Origin of the sequence: Achromobacter sp. ACM04, assembly GCF_014851465.1 — a bacterium.
GTDB lineage: Bacteria > Pseudomonadota > Gammaproteobacteria > Burkholderiales > Burkholderiaceae_B > Achromobacter > Achromobacter aegrifaciens.
In genome coordinates this window covers 1,439,971-1,459,180 of sequence record NZ_JACUZS010000001.1, presented here as the reverse complement: position 1 = coordinate 1,459,180, position 19,210 = coordinate 1,439,971, and the positions used below count along the sequence as shown (strand labels likewise).

The 19,210-nt window shown below is 67.1% G+C and carries 16 protein-coding genes; 6 read left to right on the top strand and 10 right to left on the bottom strand.

Annotated features, from left to right (window positions below):
- Positions 1-43: 43 nt before the first annotated feature.
- The 7 genes from IB259_RS06790 to IB259_RS06760 form a co-directional block, all read right to left on the bottom strand.
- On the bottom strand, positions 44-1,438 hold the full coding sequence (locus tag IB259_RS06790) for a M20 family metallopeptidase (RefSeq protein WP_119449425.1): 1,395 nt from the start codon (positions 1,436-1,438) through the stop codon (positions 44-46).
- Positions 1,435-2,406, bottom strand: a complete 972-nt coding sequence (locus tag IB259_RS06785) for an ABC transporter ATP-binding protein (RefSeq protein ID WP_119449426.1) — start codon at positions 2,404-2,406, stop codon at positions 1,435-1,437. Before IB259_RS06785 ends, IB259_RS06790 begins: the two co-directional genes overlap by 4 nt.
- Positions 2,403-3,392 (bottom strand): ABC transporter ATP-binding protein, encoded by a 990-nt coding sequence (locus IB259_RS06780; RefSeq protein ID WP_054456460.1) that lies wholly within the window; start codon positions 3,390-3,392, stop codon positions 2,403-2,405. The genes IB259_RS06785 and IB259_RS06780 overlap by 4 nt, the downstream gene beginning before the upstream one ends.
- A gap of 2 nt (positions 3,393-3,394) precedes the next feature.
- Positions 3,395-4,306, bottom strand: coding sequence for an ABC transporter permease (locus tag IB259_RS06775; RefSeq protein ID WP_082401168.1), 912 nt, complete (start codon positions 4,304-4,306; stop codon positions 3,395-3,397).
- Position 4,307: 1 nt separating this feature from the next.
- Positions 4,308-5,225: an ABC transporter permease gene (locus IB259_RS06770; RefSeq protein ID WP_192328115.1), complete on the bottom strand. Its 918-nt coding sequence runs from the start codon at positions 5,223-5,225 to the stop codon at positions 4,308-4,310.
- Positions 5,226-5,290: 65 nt separating this feature from the next.
- On the bottom strand, positions 5,291-6,862 hold the full coding sequence (locus tag IB259_RS06765) for an ABC transporter substrate-binding protein (RefSeq protein ID WP_119449429.1): 1,572 nt from the start codon (positions 6,860-6,862) through the stop codon (positions 5,291-5,293).
- Between the two features lie 88 nt (positions 6,863-6,950).
- Complete coding sequence (locus IB259_RS06760) at positions 6,951-7,622, bottom strand: GntR family transcriptional regulator (RefSeq protein WP_225588818.1); 672 nt, start codon at positions 7,620-7,622, stop codon at positions 6,951-6,953.
- Positions 7,623-7,907: 285 nt separating this feature from the next.
- On the opposite strand from IB259_RS06760, the gene IB259_RS06755 reads away from it, so the two are divergent.
- The 3 genes from IB259_RS06755 to IB259_RS06745 all read left to right on the top strand — a co-directional run bounded on the left by IB259_RS06755 (position 7,908) and on the right by IB259_RS06745 (position 11,884).
- Complete coding sequence (locus IB259_RS06755) at positions 7,908-9,104, top strand: alanine--glyoxylate aminotransferase family protein (RefSeq protein ID WP_175162877.1); 1,197 nt, start codon at positions 7,908-7,910, stop codon at positions 9,102-9,104.
- 24 nt (positions 9,105-9,128) lie between these two features.
- Positions 9,129-10,181 (top strand): serine hydrolase, encoded by a 1,053-nt coding sequence (locus IB259_RS06750; protein WP_175162875.1) that lies wholly within the window; start codon positions 9,129-9,131, stop codon positions 10,179-10,181.
- 692 nt (positions 10,182-10,873) lie between these two features.
- The gene (locus IB259_RS06745) at positions 10,874-11,884 is read left to right on the top strand and encodes an aldo/keto reductase (RefSeq protein WP_175213496.1); all 1,011 of its coding nucleotides are present in this window, start codon (positions 10,874-10,876) and stop codon (positions 11,882-11,884) included.
- A gap of 51 nt (positions 11,885-11,935) precedes the next feature.
- Here IB259_RS06745 and IB259_RS06740 read toward each other — a convergent pair whose 3' ends face one another.
- Both IB259_RS06740 and IB259_RS06735 read right to left on the bottom strand, forming a co-directional pair.
- Positions 11,936-13,273 carry an MFS transporter gene (locus IB259_RS06740; RefSeq protein WP_054456466.1) on the bottom strand — a complete coding sequence of 446 codons (1,338 nt, stop codon included), beginning with the start codon at positions 13,271-13,273 and terminating at the stop codon, positions 11,936-11,938.
- A gap of 86 nt (positions 13,274-13,359) precedes the next feature.
- Complete coding sequence (locus tag IB259_RS06735) at positions 13,360-14,997, bottom strand: GMC family oxidoreductase (protein WP_175181257.1); 1,638 nt, start codon at positions 14,995-14,997, stop codon at positions 13,360-13,362.
- Positions 14,998-15,177: 180 nt separating this feature from the next.
- Here IB259_RS06735 and IB259_RS06730 point away from each other — a divergent pair, with 180 nt between their 5' ends.
- Positions 15,178-16,023, top strand: a complete 846-nt coding sequence (locus tag IB259_RS06730; RefSeq protein ID WP_119450108.1) for an IclR family transcriptional regulator — start codon at positions 15,178-15,180, stop codon at positions 16,021-16,023.
- 19 nt (positions 16,024-16,042) lie between these two features.
- On the opposite strand, the gene IB259_RS06725 is transcribed toward IB259_RS06730, so the two are convergent.
- Entirely contained in the window at positions 16,043-16,756 is a 714-nt protein-coding gene (locus IB259_RS06725; RefSeq protein WP_192328112.1) for a GntR family transcriptional regulator, read from the bottom strand.
- A 140-nt stretch (positions 16,757-16,896) separates the two neighbouring features.
- Here IB259_RS06725 and IB259_RS06720 point away from each other — a divergent pair, with 140 nt between their 5' ends.
- Both IB259_RS06720 and IB259_RS06715 read left to right on the top strand, forming a co-directional pair.
- Entirely contained in the window at positions 16,897-17,955 is a 1,059-nt protein-coding gene (locus IB259_RS06720) for a Bug family tripartite tricarboxylate transporter substrate binding protein (protein WP_370528690.1), read from the top strand.
- 57 nt (positions 17,956-18,012) lie between these two features.
- Entirely contained in the window at positions 18,013-19,203 is a 1,191-nt protein-coding gene (locus IB259_RS06715) for a M20 aminoacylase family protein (RefSeq protein WP_192328109.1), read from the top strand.
- The last annotated feature ends 7 nt before the right edge of the window (positions 19,204-19,210 follow it).

The following is a 19,210-nucleotide window of genomic DNA, read 5'->3' as shown; positions in this document are numbered from 1 at the left end:
GGCGCATGGTCCTTTGCATGCGAACATGCTCGGGCCTCGCGTCTCAGCGCTCCAATGCCGGCGTGCCGCCCGCGCCCAGATCCCAATACAGTCCTGTCATCAGGCTCAACGCCTGCCGCAGCAAGGCCGGCGGCAAGTGTTCGTTCGGCGCGTGCTGGGAACAGCCTGGATAGGAGTGCGGCACCCAGATCGTGCGCAGGCCCAGCACGTCGGTGAAGATGTCGTTGGGCAGCGAGCCGCCCAGGTTGGGCAGCACGGCGGTCTTGGCGCCGGAGGTGCGTTCCAGCGAATCCACCGCCCAGCGCACCCAGGCGTCGTCAGGGTCGATGCGGGTGGCGCGGAACATGTTCTCGCGCGTCAGCGTGATCTGGACCATGGGGAAGCCCTGGCGGTCCAGATGGCGGCGCAGGGCGGGGACCAGGTCGTCCGGATCTACGCCCACCACGAAGCGCAGCTGGCAGCGGGCCCAGGCGCGCGGCGGAATGGCGTTGACGGGCGTGTCGGGATTGCCGGTCTTGTAGGCCAGCACCTCGAACGAGCACCAGCCGAACACGCGCTCTGCCGGCGACAGCCCCGGCTCGCCCCACCAGGGTTCGATCTCGGGACCATCGGCGCCACCGTCCACCTGGCAATCGGCAAGGGCGCGCCGCACCGCGGCGGGCAGTTCGCGCGGCACCCATTCGGGGATGCGGATCTGGCCGGTGGGCGAAACCAATGTGGAGATGGCGTGGGCCAGCTGGATGCCGGGATTGGAGATAAGGCCGCCCCAGTTGCCCGAGTGGTGGCCGCCCGCGCGGGCCTCGATGCTCAAGTCGAAGTTCAGGCTGCCGCGCGCGCCCAGGAAGATGGTGGGGCGTTCCGCGCTCAGGCGCGGGCCGTCGGAGGCGATGAGCAGGTCCGCCGCCAGCAGCGCCCGGTGTTCCTCGCACAGGTCGCGCAGGCCCATGGAGCCGGTTTCCTCGCCCATCTCGATCAGGTACTTGGCGTTGAAGCCCAGCTTGCCGCGCGTCTCCAGCACCAGTCGCAGCGCTTCCATGTTGATGCTGTGCTGGCCTTTGTTGTCGGCGATGCCGCGGCCATACCAGCGGCCCTCGGATTCGGTCAGCGCCCAGGGCGACAGGCCTTCCTTCCATTCCTTTTCCAGGCCGCGGATGACGTCGCCATGGCCGTAGCCCAGCACGGTGGGCAGGGCCGGATCCTCGATGCGCTCGGCATACAGGAACGGCGCGAGCGCCTTCGGGTGCGTCAGCGTGCGGCAGGTGAAGCCCAGCGCTTCGAAGGCGGGCCGGATCTCGGCTTCCAGGTAGGCCGCGAGTTCGGGCGCGCGCGCCGGGTTCTGGCTTTCGGTGGGCTGGGCCAGGCGGCGAGCCAAGAGCGCGCGGAAGGCGCCGGAATCAAAACACTGTTCCGCCTGGGCGATGGCTTGTGCGCGGGTCATGATGGCTGGACTCCGTTGGAGGTAGGGGGATAGAGGTGGCAGGCCACCACGGATTGCTCGCGCCGGACCAATGCCGGGCGTTCGGTCTTGCATTGCGCCATGGCCTGCTGACAGCGCGGGTGGAAGGGGCAACCCGAGGGCGGACGCAGCGGATCCGGGAATGACAGGCCCAGGCCCATGTCGGGTATGCCCAGTCCGGGTTCGGGCGTCAGCACCGAGGCCAGCAGCGCCTGTGTGTAGGGATGGCGCGGATCATGGAACAGTTGCGCCGTGGCCGCGGATTCCACCACCCGGCCCAGGTACATCACCGCCACGTGGGTGGCGATGTGCTCCACCACCGCCAGGTTGTGACTGATAAAGACATAGGTCAGGTTGAATTCGCGCCGCAGGTCCATCAGCAGGTTCATGATCTGCGCCTGCACCGACACGTCCAGCGCCGAGGTCGGCTCATCGCAGATGACGATCTCGGGATGCATCACCAGCGCTCGCGCAATCGCCACGCGCTGGCGCTGGCCGCCGGACAGCTGGCCTGGCGTGTTGTGGGCCAGCCGGGGCGGCAGGCCCACGCGCTCCAGCATCTCGATGGCCTTGTGCTGCTTCGGATTGGGAATGCCGTGCACTTCCAGCGGCAGCGAGACGATGGAGGCGATGGAGCGCCGCGGATTCAGCGACGAATACGGATCCTGGAAGATGGGCTGGACGCGGCGGGCGAGCGCACGCCGGCCCAGGTTGCGGATGTCCTGGCCGTCGAGCCGGATCGCCCCCTCGGTGGGCGGCGTCAGTCCCAGCAGCATGCGGGCAAGCGTGGATTTGCCGCAGCCGGATTCGCCCACGATGCCCAGCACCGCACCGCGTTCCACGGCCAGGTCCACGCCGTTGACGGCGTGCAGCGTGCTGCGCGGCCGGAACATGCCGGATCGGATCGAGAACTGCCTGCTGACGGCCTCGGCTTGCAGCAAGGGGCTCATGCCGGGACTCCTTCGGATTCGAGGATGCAGCGCCATTGCTGGCCGGATGCGGCGCCGTGTACGGGTACCTCATGGCGGCATTGCGGCTGGGCGTGCGGGCAGCGGTCGCGGAAGGCGCAGCCCTGCAGCTCGCCCACCAGCGCGGGCACGACGCCCGGGATGGTGCCCAGCGCCTCGCCGGGCGGCGTGCGCCCAGGCACGGGGATACAGCCCAGGAGCCCCTGAGTGTAGGGATGGCGCGGCGAAGCGAACAGTTCCGCCACGGGTCCTTCTTCCACGATCTGGCCCGCGTACATCACCGCGACCTGGCGCGCGATGCGCGCGACCACGCCCAGGTCGTGGGTGATCAGCACCATGGCGATGCCCAGCTCGGCCTGCAGGTCGGCCAGCAGACGCAGGATCTGCGCCTGGATGGTCACGTCCAGCGCGGTGCTGGGCTCGTCGGCGATCAGCAGCTCCGGGCCGCACATCAGCGCCATGGCGATCATCACGCGCTGACGCAGGCCGCCGGAAAGCTGGTGCGGATATTGGGATAACCGCTGCCCGGCCGACGCGATGCCGACTTTCTCCAGCAGCTCCACCGCGCGGTCGCGGGCCTGCCGCGCGCCGGCCTTGCAATGGTGGATGTAGTGCTCGGTCAGCTGTTCGCCGATGGCGTAGGCGGGGTTCAGCGCCGTCATCGGCTCCTGGAAGATCATGGCCATCTTGCTGCCGCGCAGCGCGTTGATGCGCCCGCCGCGCGCGGCGGACAGGTCTTCGCCCAGCACCGCCAGCCGCCGCGTGCTGCGCCGGGCGGCCTTGGGCAAGAGACCCATGATGGCCAGGGAGGTCATGGACTTGCCGCAGCCTGATTCCCCCACCAGGCACAGCGTTTCGCCGCGCCGGACCTGGAAGGACACGTCGCGCACCGCGTGCAGCGGGCCGCGCGGCGTGGCGATGTCGACGGTGAGACCCTGCACGTCCAGCACGATGTCGGTGTCGCTCATGCTCAGGCCCTCTCTTCAGGCGTCAGGAGTTGATGCAGCCCGTCGCCGGCCAGGTTGATCGCGAAGATCAGCAGCGCCAGCGCCGACCCCGGTATGGCGATCAGCCAGAACGAGAAGAACATGTAGGCCTTGGCCTCCGAGATCATCAGGCCCCACGACGGCAGCGGCGGCTGCACGCCCAGGCCCAGGAAGGACAGCGAAGCTTCCAGCAGGATCGCGCTGGCGGCTTCCAGCGTGGCGATCACGATCAGTTGCGGCACCACATTGGGCAGCACTTCGCCCCAGACGATGCGCCAGGTGGACGCGCCCGCGGCCTGCGCCGCGGCCACGTATTCCAGCGAGCGCACCTGCTGGGTGGCGCTGCGCATCACCACCGCATAGCGATCCCACTTGAGCAGCCCCAGCACCAGGATCACGACCCACAGCGAGCCGCCGACGATGGCGACGGTGGCCAGCGCCACCAGGATCACGGGCATGGACAAGCGGGTGGTGATGAGAAACGACACCGCCATGTCGACCTTGCCGCCGAAGTAGCCGGCCGCCATGCCCATGGCCGTGCCGATCAGGCCCGAGATCAGCGCCACGCTGATGCCGATCAAGAGCGAGATACGTGCGCCGTAGAACAGGCGTGACATGTAGTCGCGGCCCAGCTGGTCGGTGCCCAGCGGGTGCAGCCAGGTGCCCTTGGCGTACCAGACCGGCGGCGCCGTGCGGTAGGCCAGGTCCTGATAGTAGGGATCGTGCGGCGAGATCCAGGGCGCGAACAGCGCGATCAGCACGATGAGGAGCAGGATGCCGCCGCCGGCCAGCAGCGCCTTGTTGCGGCGCAGCCGCCGCCAGCGCAGAGCGGACGCGGACAGTTCCAGCGGCGCCGGGGCGCCGGAAGCGGACGGGGTCAGGGTGGGCGTGTTCATGTCAGGACACCCGGATGCGCGGGTCCAGCCACGCGTTGGCGATGTCGGCGGCCAGGGTCAGCAGCACGTAGAGCACCGACAGCAGCAGCACGATCAGCTGCATCACGGGATAGTCCTTGTAGGTGATGCTCTGGTAGGCCAGGTAGCCCAGGCCGTCCAGCGCGAAGATGGTTTCGATGACGACCGAGCCGCCCAGCAGGTAGCCCAGCTGCACCGCCGCCAGCGCCACCACCGGCACGATGGCGTTGCGCAGCGCGTGCTTGAAGACGATCTTGCGCGCGGGCAGGCCCTTGGCGCGGGCGGTGCGGATGTAGTCGGCTGCCAGAACTTCGATCATGCCGGCGCGAATCAGGCGCATGAAGGCGGGGGCAACGTAGTACCCCAGCGCGATCGCCGGCATCACGAAATGCTGCCAGCTGCCGCTGCCCGACACCGGCAGGATGCGCAGCGAGATCGAGAACAGCATGATCAGGATCAACGCGAAGAAGAAGTTGGGCAGCGCCTGCCCCAGCACCGCGATGGCCAGGCAGAGGCGGTCGATCAGGCTGCCCTTGTACAGCGCGGCCAGCACGCCCAGCGGTATAGAGATCAGGAGCGCGAAGGCCAGCGCGCCCAGGCCCAGCAGCAGGGTGGTCTTGAGCTTGGAGAGGATCAGCGGCCCCGCCTCGGTTTTGAAATACACCGAGGTGCCGAAATCGCCCTGCAGGATGTGCCAGAGCCAGTCCGCGTACTGCACGGCCAGCGGCCGGTCCAGGCCGTAGGTCTTGCGGATCATGTCGATGTCGGCCTGGCGCGCGCCTTCGCCGGCCAGCGCCAGCGCCGGGTCGCCGGACAGGTGCAGCAGCAGGAACGCCAGGATCGAGACCGTCAGCGCCACCAGCACCGCCAGGCCCAGGCGCCTGATCGTGAAATACAGCATAGGGCTTCCTCTTCGTTGGACTCACGCCGCCCCGGCGCGATGCCGGGCCGGCGCAAGTCCGCACCTTACTTCCAGCTCATGTCCCAGAAGCGCACCAGTTCATCCGAATAGGGCTTGAAGTTCAGGTCCTTGGTGGTCACGTAGTAGGCGGGCAGGGTCCACAGCGGCACCGCGTAGGCCTTTTGCGCGATCAGGTCCAGCGCCTGCTTGTAGGCGGCCTTGCGCGCGCCGCTCTCGATGGTGTGGTCGCCCTTGTTGAGCAGGTCGCGCACCTGCGGGTCGCGGGTGATGTCGTCGTTGCCGAAGGCGAAGTACACGGGCGTGGACGCGGACACGTCGTTGACCAGGTTGGACGCCCAGGTCTGGTGCGTGAGCGAGGCCTTGTTGGCGCGGATCATGTCGCGCATGGCGGCGTATTGCAGGAAATTCAGCTTGGCGCGGATGCCCACGGCCTGCAGGTAGTTGATGATGGCTTCGGTCTGGTTGCGCTCGCGATACGCCACCAGGTCGATGTCGAAGCCGTTGGGGTAGCCCGCTTCCGCCAGCAGTTTCTTGGCCTGGGCGGGATCGTACTTGTAGACCGGCGCGCCTTCCTGGGTGCAGCCCGTCTGCGAAGGCGTGCAGATGGTGTTGATGAGACCGCCGCCTTCGCCCACGATGTTCTTCAACATGGCTTCGCGGTCGATGGCGTGGATGATGGCGCGCCGCACGCGTTCGTCCTTGAGCTGCGGCGCGGGCGTGCCTTCCTGGATGTTCATCTGCATGAAGACGATGCGCATGGTGTCGCCCGTGACCATCTGCAGCGAGGGCATGCCGCCCAGCTGCTCGGCCTGGTCCTTGGGCACACTCATGATCAGGTCCTCGCCGCCCGAGATGACCTCGGCCATCTGCGTCTGGCGGTCGGGGATGAAGCGGATCACCACCTTGCCGATCTTCGGCTGGGCCTTGGGCGAATCCTTGAAGTAATCGGCATTGCGCTCCAGCGTGATGGACTTGCCGGGCTGGTAGTCCACCACCTTGTAGGGACCGGAGCCCACCGGCTTGGCGTTCATGCCCTTGGGCCCGACTTCCTGGTAGTACTTGGCCGGATGTATGGCGGCGGTGGTGGACAGGTATTCCTTGGCGCCGGGGAAGGGCTCCTTGGTGGTCAGGCGCACCTTGTACTTGTCGATCTTCTCGACCTTGTCGATCCAGGCCACGTTCTGCTGCGTGACGGCCTTGTTCTTCGGGTCCGCCACGTAGTTCAGCGTGTACACCACCGAATCCGCGTCGAACTCTTCGCCGTTATGGAATTTGACGCCTTCGCGCAGCTCGAATTCCATGGTCTTGTCGTCGACCTGCTTCCAGCTCTTGGCGAGCTGCCCCTTGTACTCGTTGGTGACCGGGTCGCGGTAGAGCAGGGTGTCCCAGACGTTGGCGGCGATGATGACGCCGATCCGCACGTTGTTGTAGTAGGGATCCACGCTTTCCGGCGCCTGGTCGTAGGCCATGCGCACGGTGTCGTCCTTCTTGCCGGCCAGCGCTGGCTGGGCCGCCAGCGTGGCGCAGGCCAGCAGGGCGGCAGCCAGGGCCTTGAGGGGGAGGGGGCTGCGCCAGGTCGGCGCGGATGCTGCGGGGGTGATGCGGAAATCAGTCATGGTGAGGCTCCTGTGGAAGTCACTGCACGTACTGCTTATCTGCCATCTTGTCGCGGGCGGCGCGGCCCGATGTGCTGCCTGCGGCGGGTCAGCCGGAATCGGCCGCAGCCGCGGGCGGCTGGGTAAGGGTCTTCAACGCGGCCTCGCACTTGCGCTGCAAGTGCTGGCGCATGATGCCGGCCAGCCGGTCCGCGTCGCGCGCGTCCAGGGCCTCGGCCATCTCGATGTGCTCGCGCATCGCCAGATCCCATTTCTGGCGGTTCTCGTTCGAGACGAAGCGCAGGTTCTGGATGCGCGCGTTCTGGGCGTCGTACAGCTGCTTGAGCAGGCTGTTGTGCGCGGCCAGGCTGATGCGTTCGTGGATTTCGCGATTGGTGCGGAAATAGGTGGGGAGGTCGTGGCGCGCGTGGCTGGCCATCATTTCGTAGGTCAGCGCGCGGATCTCGGCGATTTCCTGGTCCGTGGCCCGTTCGCAGGCCAGCCGGCAGGACATGGCCTCCAGCCCGCCGATGACCTCGAAGGCTTCGCGGATGTTCGCTTCCGACAGCGCCACTACCTGCGCCCCGCGATTCGGTTCGATCTGCACCAGGCCTTCGGCGGCCAGCACGCGGAAGGCTTCGCGCAAGGGGGTGCGGGACACGCCGAGCAGGTCGCACAGGGTGCGCTCGTTCAGCCGCGAGCCGGGCGGGAATTCGCCCTGGATGATGCGTTCGCGCAGTTGCCCGGCCACCGTGGCCGGCAGCGTGCGGCCGTTGCCCATGCCGCGCGCCGCAGGCGGCGGCGCGGTTTCGGCGGCCACGCTGGCGGCGCCGGAATCAGGCATCAGGCTGGAAACGCTGCTCATTGGTATACAAAAATTCCCCGTGTTTTGCGAAACTATAAACCTGTCTTTCCGTATTGCCAGATGGGTGTATACCCTAGGTTATTAACGCAAAAACAATGGGATAGAGTGACGCATGCCGCAAGTCCGCGCGCGGGGAAAGTCCTGCTTGTCTGCCCTGCGCCTTTCGTTGGTATACAAAAATATTCCACTTTGGGACTACGCATGCTTACCCTGAACAGTCATCCGTCCGGCCGGCATTTCCTGCAGATTCCGGGGCCCACCAACGTGCCCGACCGCGTGCTGCGCGCGATCGACCAGCCCACCATCGACCATCGCGGACCCGAGTTCGGCGCGTTGGGCCTGGCGGTGCTGGAAGGCGTCAAGCAGGTGTTCCAGACGCAGTCGCCGGTGGTGATCTTCCCGTCGTCCGGCACCGGCGCCTGGGAGGCCGCGCTGGTCAACACCTTGTCGCCCGGCGACCGCGTGCTGATGGTCGAGACCGGCCATTTCGCCAGCCTGTGGCGCAAGCTGGCGGGGCGGCTGGGCCTGGAGGTGGACTTCCTGGAAGGCGATTGGCGCCACCCGGTGGACGCGGCAGCCATCGCCGCCCGCCTCGCCGAAGACCAGGGGCGCAAGATCAAGGCCGTGTGCGTGGTGCACAACGAAACCTCCACCGGCGTGACCAGCGACATCCCGGCCGTGCGCGCCGCGATCGACGGCGCCGCGCACCCGGCGCTGCTGATGGTGGACACGATCTCGTCGCTGGGCTCCATCGACTACCGCCACGACGAATGGGGCGTGGACGTGACCGTGGCCGGTTCGCAGAAGGGCCTGATGCTGCCGCCCGGCCTGGCCTTCAACGCCGTCAGCGCACGCGCCCTGGCCGCGGCCGATGAGGCGCGGCTGCCGCGCTCGTACTGGGACTGGCGCGAGATGCTCGCCGCCAACGCCCGCGGCTACTTTCCGTACACGCCTTCGACCAACCTGCTTTACGGCCTGCACGAAGCCCTGGCCATGCTGCGCGAAGAAGGCTTGCCGCAAGTCTTCGCGCGCCACCAGCGCCATGCCCAGGCCACGCGCCTGGCTCTGGCCGGGTGGGGGCTGGAGCTGCTGAGCCTGGATCCGGCCGCGCACAGCCCGGCGCTCACTGCGGTGGTCATGCCCCAAGGCCATGGCGCCGACGCCTTCCGCAAGCTGGTGCTGGAACGTTTCGACATGTCGCTGGGGCAGGGCCTGGGCAAGCTTACCGACCGCGTGTTCCGCATCGGCCACTTGGGCCACTTCAACGACCTGACGCTGTGCGGCACGCTGGCCGGCGTGGAAATGGGCCTGGCCGCGGCAGCCGTGCCGCATAGGGCGGGCGGCGTGCAGGCGGCAATGGAATTCCTGGCCGGCTCGCGCGCAAGCGTAGCGGCCTGAGACACACACATAACGAGGGAAACGATGAACACACTCATGCAGCAGGCGATCCAGTTCGCCAACGACCACGAATCCGCCTGGGACCGCAGCGTCAAGGGCAACTTTGGCGTGCACCTGAACGATCCGCCGCCCTGGAACCGCCTGCTGGGCCCCATCCACGACCGCGGCCCGGTGTCGGGCGTGGTCACCGTGCGCGGCGAGACCGTCGCGTCCTGGGGCGAGCCCGAGCGCGCTGACCTGACCTTCAGCGTGGCCAAGCTGTACCTGGCAATCCTGGCCGGCGTGGCCCATGACCGCGGCCTGCTGCCGGACGTGGACGAGCCTGTGGGCAAGCGCGTGCCCGGCATCGGCTTCGACGAAGGGCAGAACGCCGACATCACCTGGCGTCATCTGCTGCAGCAGACCAGCGAATGGGAAGGCGAACGCTTTGGCGTATCCGACCAGGCCGATCGCTATCGCGCCGTCACCTTTGGCGTGCCGCCGGACGGCAAGAAGGGCGAAGCGCGGCCGTTGCAACGTCCCGGCACGTACTGGGAATACAACGACGTGCGCATCAATCAGCTGTCGTATGCGCTGCTGCATCTGTTCCGCAAGCCCTTGCCCGAAGTCTTCCGTGAGGCCGTCACGCGGCCCATCGGCGCCAGCGAAAACTGGCAGTGGGTGGGCTACGACAACGCCTGGGTCGAGATCGACGGCCAGCGCATGCCGTCGGTGCCTGGCGGTTCGCACTGGGGCGGCGGCATGTCCATCAGCGCTCGCGACCAGGCGCTGATCGGTCAGATGCTGCTGAACGACGGCATGGCCAACGGCCGTCGCATTCTGTCCAGCGAGTGGATCCGGGACATGCGCACGCCATGCGCGATCGCGCCGTATTACGGCTATCTGATCTGGCTGAATCATGAAGGCCGCGTGTTTCCCAGCGTGCCGGCTTCCAGCTTCTTTGGCGTGGGGGCGGGTAGCTCGTTTACGTGGGTGGAACCGGAGCGGCAGATGGTGGTGATTGTGCGCTGGCTGAACTCGGCCCACGCCGACGCGCTGTTCGGCAAGATCCTGGAGGCGGTGGACGCTGGGGTCTAGATCGTTTTTGGCTAGGTATTTGATGTGGCGGCTGTAGGCGGCTTCGAGTATGCGGATGTCGGGGTTCTGAACCGCCGAGGCTGCCCTGCGCCATTCCGATGCTCGCCCCGGTGGGGCTGCGCTTCGGATGGCTCCGGGCCGCCTCGGCTGACAGCAGCCGAATGCACTGGTCTTAGGTCCGTTCATGGGTAGATGCCGTGAGCCGGTGTCCGGGCGGAGGGATCCGAAGCGCAGCCCCACCGGGGCGAGCATCGGAATCCCGCAGTCCGGACGCCGGCGACTCAAGAACCCTGCCTCACAAAACCGAAGCGACAGGGCTTCGAGCTTGCGGGTGTCAGGGTTCTTTAGCCGCCGAGGCGGCCCTGCGCCATTCCGATGCTCGCCCCGGTGGGGCTGCGCTTCGGATGGCTCCGGGCCGCCTCGGCTGACAGCAGCCTTATGCATTGGTTTCAGGCCCATTCATGGGCAGATGCTTTGAGCCGGTGGCCGGGCGGAGGGATCCGAAGCGCAGCCCCACCGGGGCGAGCATCGGAATTCCGCAGTCCGGCCGCCGGCGACTCAAGAACCCCAGCCTCACAACATCAAACGTCAACAATCCATCCAAGAATGCCCAAGATGCGAATTTGACTCGCGCGGGCCTGCCGTTGCATGCTCCCGCCTAATCCATTTCCGTGAACGAGAGGAAGCCAACCATGAACTACCGCCGCCTCGGCCGCAGCAATCTCCGCGTCTCTCCGCTCTGCCTGGGCACCATGATGTTCGGCGAGCAGACCCCAGACGACGAAGCCGCCCGCATCGTCGCGTCCGCGCGTGACCATGGGTTGAACTTCATCGACACCGCCGACGTCTATAACGGCGGCCGCTCCGAAGAGGTGGTCGGCAAGCTACTGAAAGGCCAGCGCCACGATTGGGTGCTTGCCAGCAAGATCGGCAACGCCGTCGGAACCGGCCCAAACCAGGCCCACTATTCGCGCCAGTGGCTCATGCGCGGCGTGGAGGAAAGCCTCGCGCGCCTGGGCACCGACTTCATGGACATCCTCTACCTGCACCGCGACTACCATGAGGAAAACCTCGAAGAAGCCCTGTGGGCGCTGGGCGACCTGATCCGCGCCGGCAAGCTGCGCAGCTTCGGCCTGTCCAACTTCCGTGGCTGGCGCATCGCCGAGGTCATGCGCCTGTGCGAAAAAATGGGCGTGCCGCAACCCGTCGTGTGCCAGCCTTACTACAACATGCTCAACCGCGGTCCCGAAGTCGAGATCCTGCCCGCCTGCAAGCACTATGGACTGGGCGTCGTGCCCTACAGCCCGATCGCGCGCGGCGTGCTCACCGGCAAGTACCTGCCGGGCCAGGCGCCCGCGGCCGACACCCGGGCCGGACGCGGCGACCGCCGTATCCTGGCGACCGAATTCCGCGAAGAGTCCCTGGAAATCGCGCAAAAGCTGGTGGCGCACGCCGCAGTCCGCGGCACGCAGGCGGGGCATTTCGCCACTGCCTGGGTGCTGGCCAATCCCGTCATCACCGCCGTCATCGCCGGCCCGCGCACCCTGGCGCAGATGGAGGACTACTACGCGGCGCTGGACGTGAAGATCACGGCCGAGGACGAGGCCGTCGTCAACGACTGGGTCACGCCTGGGCACGCGTCGAGCCACGGCTACAACGATCCCAACTATCCGTTCTACGGCCGCCCGGTAGCAGCGGCCTGAGGCACAACTCAGGTAGGAACGCGCCGGCCCATATGGCCGGCGCTTTCACATTCAGGCCTTGCCCAATCCCCCGCGCGGCATGGCATTTGCCGCCGCCTCCAGTTCCGCCGGCTGCGCGCCGCGCCCGATCAGCATCGCGCACACCGCCGACACGACCCCAGCGAACAGCACGTACAGGCAGATCAGCCAGGGCTGGCCGCCGCCCGTCTTCAATAGCGCCGTCGCAATGATGGGCGTGATGCCCGAGGCGAAGATGCCCGAGAACTGGTAGACGAAGGAAATCCCCGTGTAGCGCACCTTGGCATCGAACAGCTCGCAGAACAGCGCTGCTTCCGGTCCGTACACGGCGGCGTACAGGATGCCGAACGGAATGATGATGGCCAACCAGATCAGCATTACGCTCCCCTGACTATTGAGCATCAGCCAGAAGCCGGGGAAGGACGCCGCGGCGGTGATCAGCGATCCCCAGAAGTAGACTCGCGTGCGGCCGATTTTGTCGGACAGCCGGCCGAAGAAGGGGATGAAAAAGCACATCACCAGGGCTGCGGCCATCACGCCGATCAGCGCTTCGGTCCGGCTGATCTGCACCGTCTGCGTCAGGTACGAGATCGAGAACACGCCGAATACGTTGAAGAACACGCCGTCGATGTAGCGCGCGCCCATGCCCTTGAAGACATTGCCCGGATAGCGCTTGAGCATGTCGAAGAACGGAATGCGGCTCTCGGCGTTGTTGGCCTTGACCGCCGCGAACTCGGGCGTCTCCTTGATGTTCAGGCGGATGTACATGCCCACCAGCACCATGGCGGCGGACGCCAGGAAGGCGATACGCCAGCCCCAGGCCATGAATTGCGCGTCCGTCAGCAGGGTGGACAGCAGCGCCACCGTGCCCGAGGCCAGGCACAGGCCGATGGCCAGGCCGATCTGCGGCAGCGAGGCATAAAAGCCTTTTTTGCCCGGCGGCGCGTATTCGTAGGCCATAAGCACCGCGCCGCCCCATTCGCCGCCCAGGCCTATGCCCTGGAACACCCGCAGCAAAAGCAACAGGATCGGCGCCCAGATGCCGATGCTGTCGTAGGTGGGCACCAGGCCGATCAGGAAGGTGGCGATCCCCATGATCATCAGCGTCATCACCAGCATGCTCTTTCTGCCGATGCGGTCGCCGAAGTGGCCGAAGATCAGCCCGCCCAGCGGTCGCGTGACGAAGCCGACGGCAAAGGTGGTGTAGGCCAGCATGGTCGAGACCAGCGGGTCGCCGGTAGGGAAGTACAGCTTGTTGAACACGATGCCCGCGACGACGCCGTACAGGAAAAAGTCGTACCACTCGATGGTGGCGCCGATCAGCGACGCGGCGACGACTTTGCGCACCGCGGCTTCGTTTTGCTTGGCCATGTCTAGTCTCCTTTGGTGGGGCGGTGGGGCAATCTGCGTTGTCCTGCGCCTTGGGGTTCTGCTATCCGGGGTCCGTCATCTCCGATTCAGGCGGCGACGCGCAGCGCCTGCGGCTGCGCTTGCCTGAGGTCCTGCAACATGAATTCGGCCGCGCGTTCGGCCAGCATCACCACGGGGACGTTGGTGTTGCCCGACACCAGCGTCGGCATGATCGAGCAGTCCACCACGCGCAGCCCCGCCACGCCGTGTACGCGCAGGCGTTCGTCCACCACGGCCATCGGGTCGCTGGACGGCCCCATCCTGGCGGTGCCGGACGGGTGGAAGATCGTGGCGCCGTATTCACGGCAGAAGTGCAGGATCTCGTCGTCCGTGCGCACGTCCGGCCCGGGGCGGAACTCGCGCTTCATCAGGCCTGCCAGCGGTTCGGTGGCGGCGAGCCTGCGCGCATACTTCACCGCCGCCACGGCCATGTGGCGGTCCAGTTCGGTGGACAGGTAGTTCGGCTGCATGGACGGCGCCTCGAAGGGATCCGCGCTGCGCAGCTGGACCCGGCCGCGCGACGTGGGCCGCAGCTGGCACACCGAATAGGTGCAGCCCGAGAACGGATGCACCTTGCCGCCCGCCATGTCGGCCGACAGCGTGGCGAAATGGAACTGCGTGTCGGGCGTGCGGCTGGCCGGGTCTACCCGGCAGAACACGCCGCCCTGGTTGATGCCCACCGCCAGCGGCCCGCCGCGGAACAGCAGCCATTCCAGGCCCATGCGGGCGCGGCCCGTCAGGCTGCGCAACTGGTCGTTGGTGGTGATGGGGCGGGTGGTCTCGTAGATCAGGCGGATCTGCAGATGGTCCTGCAGGTTTTCGCCCACGCCCGGCAGGTCGCGCACCACGCCGATGCCGAACCGGCGCAGCAGGGCTGCGGGTCCGACGCCGGACAGCTGCAGCAGCTGCGGCGATTGCAGGGCGCCGGCGCACAGCACCACTTCGCGGCGGGCGCGAACGGTATGCACCTGGCCGTCGCGCCGGTAGCGCACGCCGCAGGCGCGCGTGCCTTCGAACAGTACGGCCATGGCGTGTGCGTCGGTTTCCACGCGCAGATTGCTGCGGTCCTGCGCGGGACGCAGGTAGGCCACGGCGGTTGAGCAACGGCGGCCGTTGCGTGTGGTGAGCTGGTAGTAGCCCACGCCTTCCTGGTCGCCGGTATTGAAGTCCTGCACATGCGGCAGGCCCAGCTTTTGCGCGGCGCCTATCAACGCTTCCACCAGCGGATGCGCCGTCTTGATCGAGGTGGCGTTGAGCATGCCCTCGGTGCCGCGCGTGGGGCCGGGGCCGAGGTCATTGTTCTCGAGCTTGCGGAAGTAGGGCAGGCATTCGTCCCAGCTCCAGCCGGGATTGCCGGCGGCGGCCCAGGCGTCGTAGTCCTGCCGCTGGCCGCGGATGTAGATCAGGCCGTTGATGGAGCTGGAGCCGCCCAGCGTGCGCCCGCGCGGCCAATAGATGCGCCGGTCCAGCATGCCGGGATCGGGGTCGGTGTAGTAGCCCCAGTTCAAGACCTTGTGGAACATCGTCTTGCCGTAGCCGATGGGGATGTGTATCCACGGGTTGCTGTCCTTGGGGCCGGCTTCCAGCAGGCAGACGCTGTGCGCGCCGCTGGCGCTCAGCCGGTTGGCCATCACGCATCCGGCCGAGCCGGCGCCAACCACGATGTAATCCACGGTATCGGACATGTCCGCAAGCTCTCCCTGCAGCAGGGCGCGGCGCCAAGCCTACGGCGCGTTAACCCTGCTTGTCGTTGTGGGGCGCACTTATATACTGGATCGATGCCGGCGCCTGAGCGCTGCGGCATTTGAGGCGATTCTAGGAAGCGCGCGCGCAGAGCAAAGCACAACAGGCGCAGGGGCGGAAAAGTGGAACAGAATATGCAGATTCAGTTTCAAAATCGCGGTGCAGCATCGGCGCAGCAGGCCGACGACGCCGCCACCCATCAAGAGGCCGCGCGTTCGCTGCGGGCGCTGGTGGTGCTGGACCACCTGGCGCGCGCCCAGCATCCGCCCACGCTGGCGCAACTGGCGCAGCGGCTGGACATGCCCAAGACCACCTTGATGCGCCTGCTGGCGGCCATGCAGCGCGCCGGCTTCGTGGCCGCCACGCCCACCGAGAACGGCTTCGTGCCGGGACCGCAGGCAGCAACCCTGGCCCTGGCAACTCTGCGCGCCTCGGCCTTCACGCGCGCCTGCCGCGCCGTGCTGGCCCAGCTGGTCGGCACCCTGGGCGAAACCTGCAACCTGACCGCGCCCGACGGCGACCGCGTGATCTACATGGAACGCGTGGAAACGGAGGAACCGCTGCGCCTGTTCTTCGCGGTGGGCAGCCACGTACCCATGCACTGCACCGCCAGCGGCAAGTTGTTCCTGGCGTCCATGAATCGGCTGGAGCGCGGGCGGGTGCTGGCGCGCCTGCCGCTCACGCGCAACACGCCGCGCACGCTGACAGACCCGGCCAGGCTGGAAGAAGAACTCGAACGGCTGGCTGCGCGCGGCATTGGCATCGACAACGAGGAATTCGTGCGCGGCATGAGCGCCGTGGCAGTGCCGGTGCGCGACGCGGACGATCGCGTGGTGGCGGCCGTGGCCTGCCATGCGCCGACGGCGCGCGTCATGCTGGACGAGCTGCTGCGCGCGGTGCCGGTGCTGGAGCGCGCCGCGCGGGCCATGCACGACGTGCTGGCGCAGCACCGAAATGGCGCGACGTAGCGGCCCGGCCTGCGGGTTTTCAATCGGGCGTGAACAGGTCTGGCGGCAGGCGCGCCACGGCCTCGTAGGTCAGGCGGATGTGGGCGGCCAGCAGTTCACAGGCGCGGTCCGCATCGCGCGCCAGCGTGGCGTCCAGGATGCCTTTGTGTTCGTCGTCCAGGTCGCGCGCGATGGGCTTGCGCGTGACGGTCAGGCGGCGGTAGCGCTCGGCCTGCTGGTACAGGATCCCCAGGAAATGATGCAGCCAGCGCGACGGACAGGCGCGGATCAGTTCGCGGTGGAACTCGCGATTGCGCTGTTCCCACTCTTCAAAACGGGTGTCGGGGTCGGCTGCCAGGCGCTGTTCGGCCTTGCTCAGCCGATGGAAGGCGGCCAGCACGGCGCTTTCCCAGTCGTCATCGCCCAGGGCGATGGACTGGCGCAGGGCCTGGGACTCCAGCAGCACGCGGTTCTCGGTGATGTCGCGGAAGTCTTCCAGCGAAATCGGCGTGACGTGAAAGCCGCGCTGTCCTTGCGCGATGACCAGCGCGTCGGACACCAGCAGCGCCAGCGCTTCGCGCAACGTGCCCGCGCCCACGCCGTAATCGTCCTTCAGGTGTTCGACCCGCAGGCGCGAGCCCGGCGGATGCACGCCCTGGATGATGTCGCGGCGCAGGTTGACATAGGCCGCGCCGACCAGGGTGTTGGCCGAGGCGGAATGGGCAAGCGGGGGGAGGGTGGCGCCGTCTGACATGGGAGCTACTTTATCACTGGCTTTAAAAAATCTCGATAAAAATTATTGACGCCGAGATTTATGCTGCTTATCGTAGAAAAAAGCGTCGAGACCACGACCGGCATGCAGCCGGCGGCTGGCGCGCCCAGGAGACAAGCACAGTGATACGGCTACACGACGTCCGGCGCACCGGCCCGCGCACCCGCAACCTGCCCGAAACATCCGCCCGGCGGCCCTTGTTGCGCCCGGTTCTGCGTCATGTTGCGGCCTGCGTGGCGGCGGTAGCCGCACTGGTTGCCGGCCCTGCAGCCAGCGCGGAAACCTGGCCGTCGCGGCCGGTGACCCTGCTGGTCAATGGCGGTCCCGGCAGCCTGCCGGACCTGTTCGCGCGGCCCTTGGCCGAACGCCTGCACCGCGCCCTGGGCCAGCCTGTCGTGGTCGAAAACAAACCCGGCGCCGGCGGCATGCTGGCCATGCAGCAGCTCAAGTCCGCGCCGGCCGACGGCCACACGCTGGCCCTGGTCACCAACGCGCACCTGGTGTGGAACCCCTACATTTTTCCGGCCCTGACCTACGATCCGCCGCGCGACCTGCAGCCGGTCAGCCCGCTGGCGGTCATCCCCATGGCATTGACCGTCAACGACAAATTGGAGGCCAAATCCCTGGATCAACTGCTGGCGCTGGCGCGCCAGAAGCCTGGCCGCCTGAACTACGCGTCCTCGGGCAACGGCAGCCCGCCCCACGTGCTGTTCGAAATGCTGCGTGAACAGGCCGGCGTGGACATCCTGCACGTCCCGTTCAAGACCGGCACCGCCGCGCTGAATTCGGTGCTGGCGGGCGATACCGAAATCTATTTCGCCGGCACCGCGCTGGTCGAGCCCATGGTCAAGGACGGCCGCCTGCGCGCGCTGGCAATGAGCGAGACCGTGCCCGACGCTGCCTTCGGCAAGACGCCCACGCTGGCCGCCAGCAACTTCCGCGGCTTCGAGGGCGCGGTGTGGCTGGGCGTGGCCGCGCGCGCCGGCACGCCGGACGCCATCGTGCAGCGGCTCAACGAAGAAATCGGCCGCGCGCAGCAGGACGGCGCGCTCAAGCAGATGTACGCCAGCCACGGCTCCTTGCCGTACCATCTGACGGCGGCGGCCTTCGCCCAGCGCGTTGCAACCGAGCGGGACACTTCCGGTCCCGTGCTGCGCAAGCTGGGCATCAAGCCCGATTGAAATTCCTACTTCCAACCCTGGTATTCGGGGCTCCGCTTGCGGGGCCCGCAGCAGCTTATGAACCTGATCGAAGAGATTGTTGAAAACTCCCCGTCCATCCGCGACATCCGCAGGGACATCCATGCGCATCCGGAACTGGCGTTCGAAGAGAACCGCACTTCCGACCTGGTGGCCCAGCTGCTGGAAAGCTGGGGCATCCCGGTGCATCGCGGCTTCGGCAAGACCGGCCTGGTGGGCGTGATCCGCAATGGCGACTCCGGGCGCACGCTGGGCTTGCGCGCCGACATGGACGCGTTGCCCATGCACGAGGTCAACCAGTTCAGCCACGCCAGCAAGCATCCCGGCGTGATGCACGCCTGCGGCCACGACGGCCACACGGCCATGCTGCTGGGCGCGGCCCAGCATCTGGCGCACCATCGCAACTTCGATGGCACCGTGTACCTGATCTTCCAGCCCGCCGAAGAGCGCGGCGGCGGCGCGCGCGAGATGATGCGCGACGGCCTGTTCGAGAAATTCCCCATGGAAGCGGTCTTCGGCATGCACAACATGCCCGGCATTCCGGTGGGCTGCTTCGCCTCGTCCGCGGGGCCGGTGCTGGCGTCCAACAGCGAATTCCACGTGACCGTGCGCGGCAAGGGCGGCCACGCGGCCATGCCGCACCTGTCCATCGATCCCATACCCGCGGCAGCGCAGATGATCGAGGCCTTCCAGACCATCATCAGTCGCAACAAGAAGCCGCTGGAGACAGCGGTCATCTCGGTGACGACGGTGCAGGCGGGCGGCGTAGTCAACGTCATCCCCGACACCTGCGAACTGCGCGGCACGGTGCGCGCCTATACCCGCGAAACCCTGGACCTGATCGAGCGCCGCATGGGCGAGATCGCGCAGCACGTGGCCGGCATGTTCGGCGCGCAATGCGAATTCGTCTTCACGCGGCACTATCCGTCGACCATCAACCACGAGGCCGAGACCGCCTTCATGCGCAACGCGCTGACCCAGGTGGTAGGGCAGGAGCGCGTGCTGGTGCAGGCGCCCATCATGGCGGCCGAGGACTTTTCCTTCATGCTGGAAGAGGTGCCCGGCAGCTATTGCTTCATCGGCAACGGCGAAGGCGACCACCGTGAACCCGGCCACGGCGAAGGCCCATGCCTGGTCCACAACACCAGCTATGACTTCAACGACGCATTGCTGCCGATCGGCGCGAGCGCCTTCGTGAAGCTGGCTGAGAACTGGATGCCGCGCAAGTAGCGGCAAT

Excerpts from the sequence above, each read along its gene's own strand:
- IB259_RS06785 (WP_119449426.1), bottom strand. The coding sequence starts at position 2,406 with ATGAGCCCCTTGCTGCAAGCCGAGGCCGTCAGCAGGCAGTTCTCGATC.
- IB259_RS06790 (WP_119449425.1), bottom strand. The coding sequence starts at position 1,438 with ATGACCCGCGCACAAGCCATCGCCCAGGCGGAACAGTGTTTTGATTCC.
- IB259_RS06755 (WP_175162877.1), top strand. The coding sequence starts at position 7,908 with ATGCTTACCCTGAACAGTCATCCGTCCGGCCGGCATTTCCTGCAGATT.
- IB259_RS06765 (WP_119449429.1), bottom strand. The coding sequence starts at position 6,862 with ATGACTGATTTCCGCATCACCCCCGCAGCATCCGCGCCGACCTGGCGC.
- IB259_RS06750 (WP_175162875.1), top strand. The coding sequence starts at position 9,129 with ATGAACACACTCATGCAGCAGGCGATCCAGTTCGCCAACGACCACGAA.
- IB259_RS06715 (WP_192328109.1), top strand. The coding sequence starts at position 18,013 with ATGAACCTGATCGAAGAGATTGTTGAAAACTCCCCGTCCATCCGCGAC.
- IB259_RS06775 (WP_082401168.1), bottom strand. The coding sequence starts at position 4,306 with ATGAACACGCCCACCCTGACCCCGTCCGCTTCCGGCGCCCCGGCGCCG.
- IB259_RS06725 (WP_192328112.1), bottom strand. The coding sequence starts at position 16,756 with ATGTCAGACGGCGCCACCCTCCCCCCGCTTGCCCATTCCGCCTCGGCC.
- IB259_RS06780 (WP_054456460.1), bottom strand. The coding sequence starts at position 3,392 with ATGAGCGACACCGACATCGTGCTGGACGTGCAGGGTCTCACCGTCGAC.
- IB259_RS06735 (WP_175181257.1), bottom strand. The coding sequence starts at position 14,997 with ATGTCCGATACCGTGGATTACATCGTGGTTGGCGCCGGCTCGGCCGGA.
- IB259_RS06760 (WP_225588818.1), bottom strand. The coding sequence starts at position 7,622 with ATGGGCAACGGCCGCACGCTGCCGGCCACGGTGGCCGGGCAACTGCGC.
- IB259_RS06770 (WP_192328115.1), bottom strand. The coding sequence starts at position 5,225 with ATGCTGTATTTCACGATCAGGCGCCTGGGCCTGGCGGTGCTGGTGGCG.
- IB259_RS06740 (WP_054456466.1), bottom strand. The coding sequence starts at position 13,273 with ATGGCCAAGCAAAACGAAGCCGCGGTGCGCAAAGTCGTCGCCGCGTCG.
- IB259_RS06745 (WP_175213496.1), top strand. The coding sequence starts at position 10,874 with ATGAACTACCGCCGCCTCGGCCGCAGCAATCTCCGCGTCTCTCCGCTC.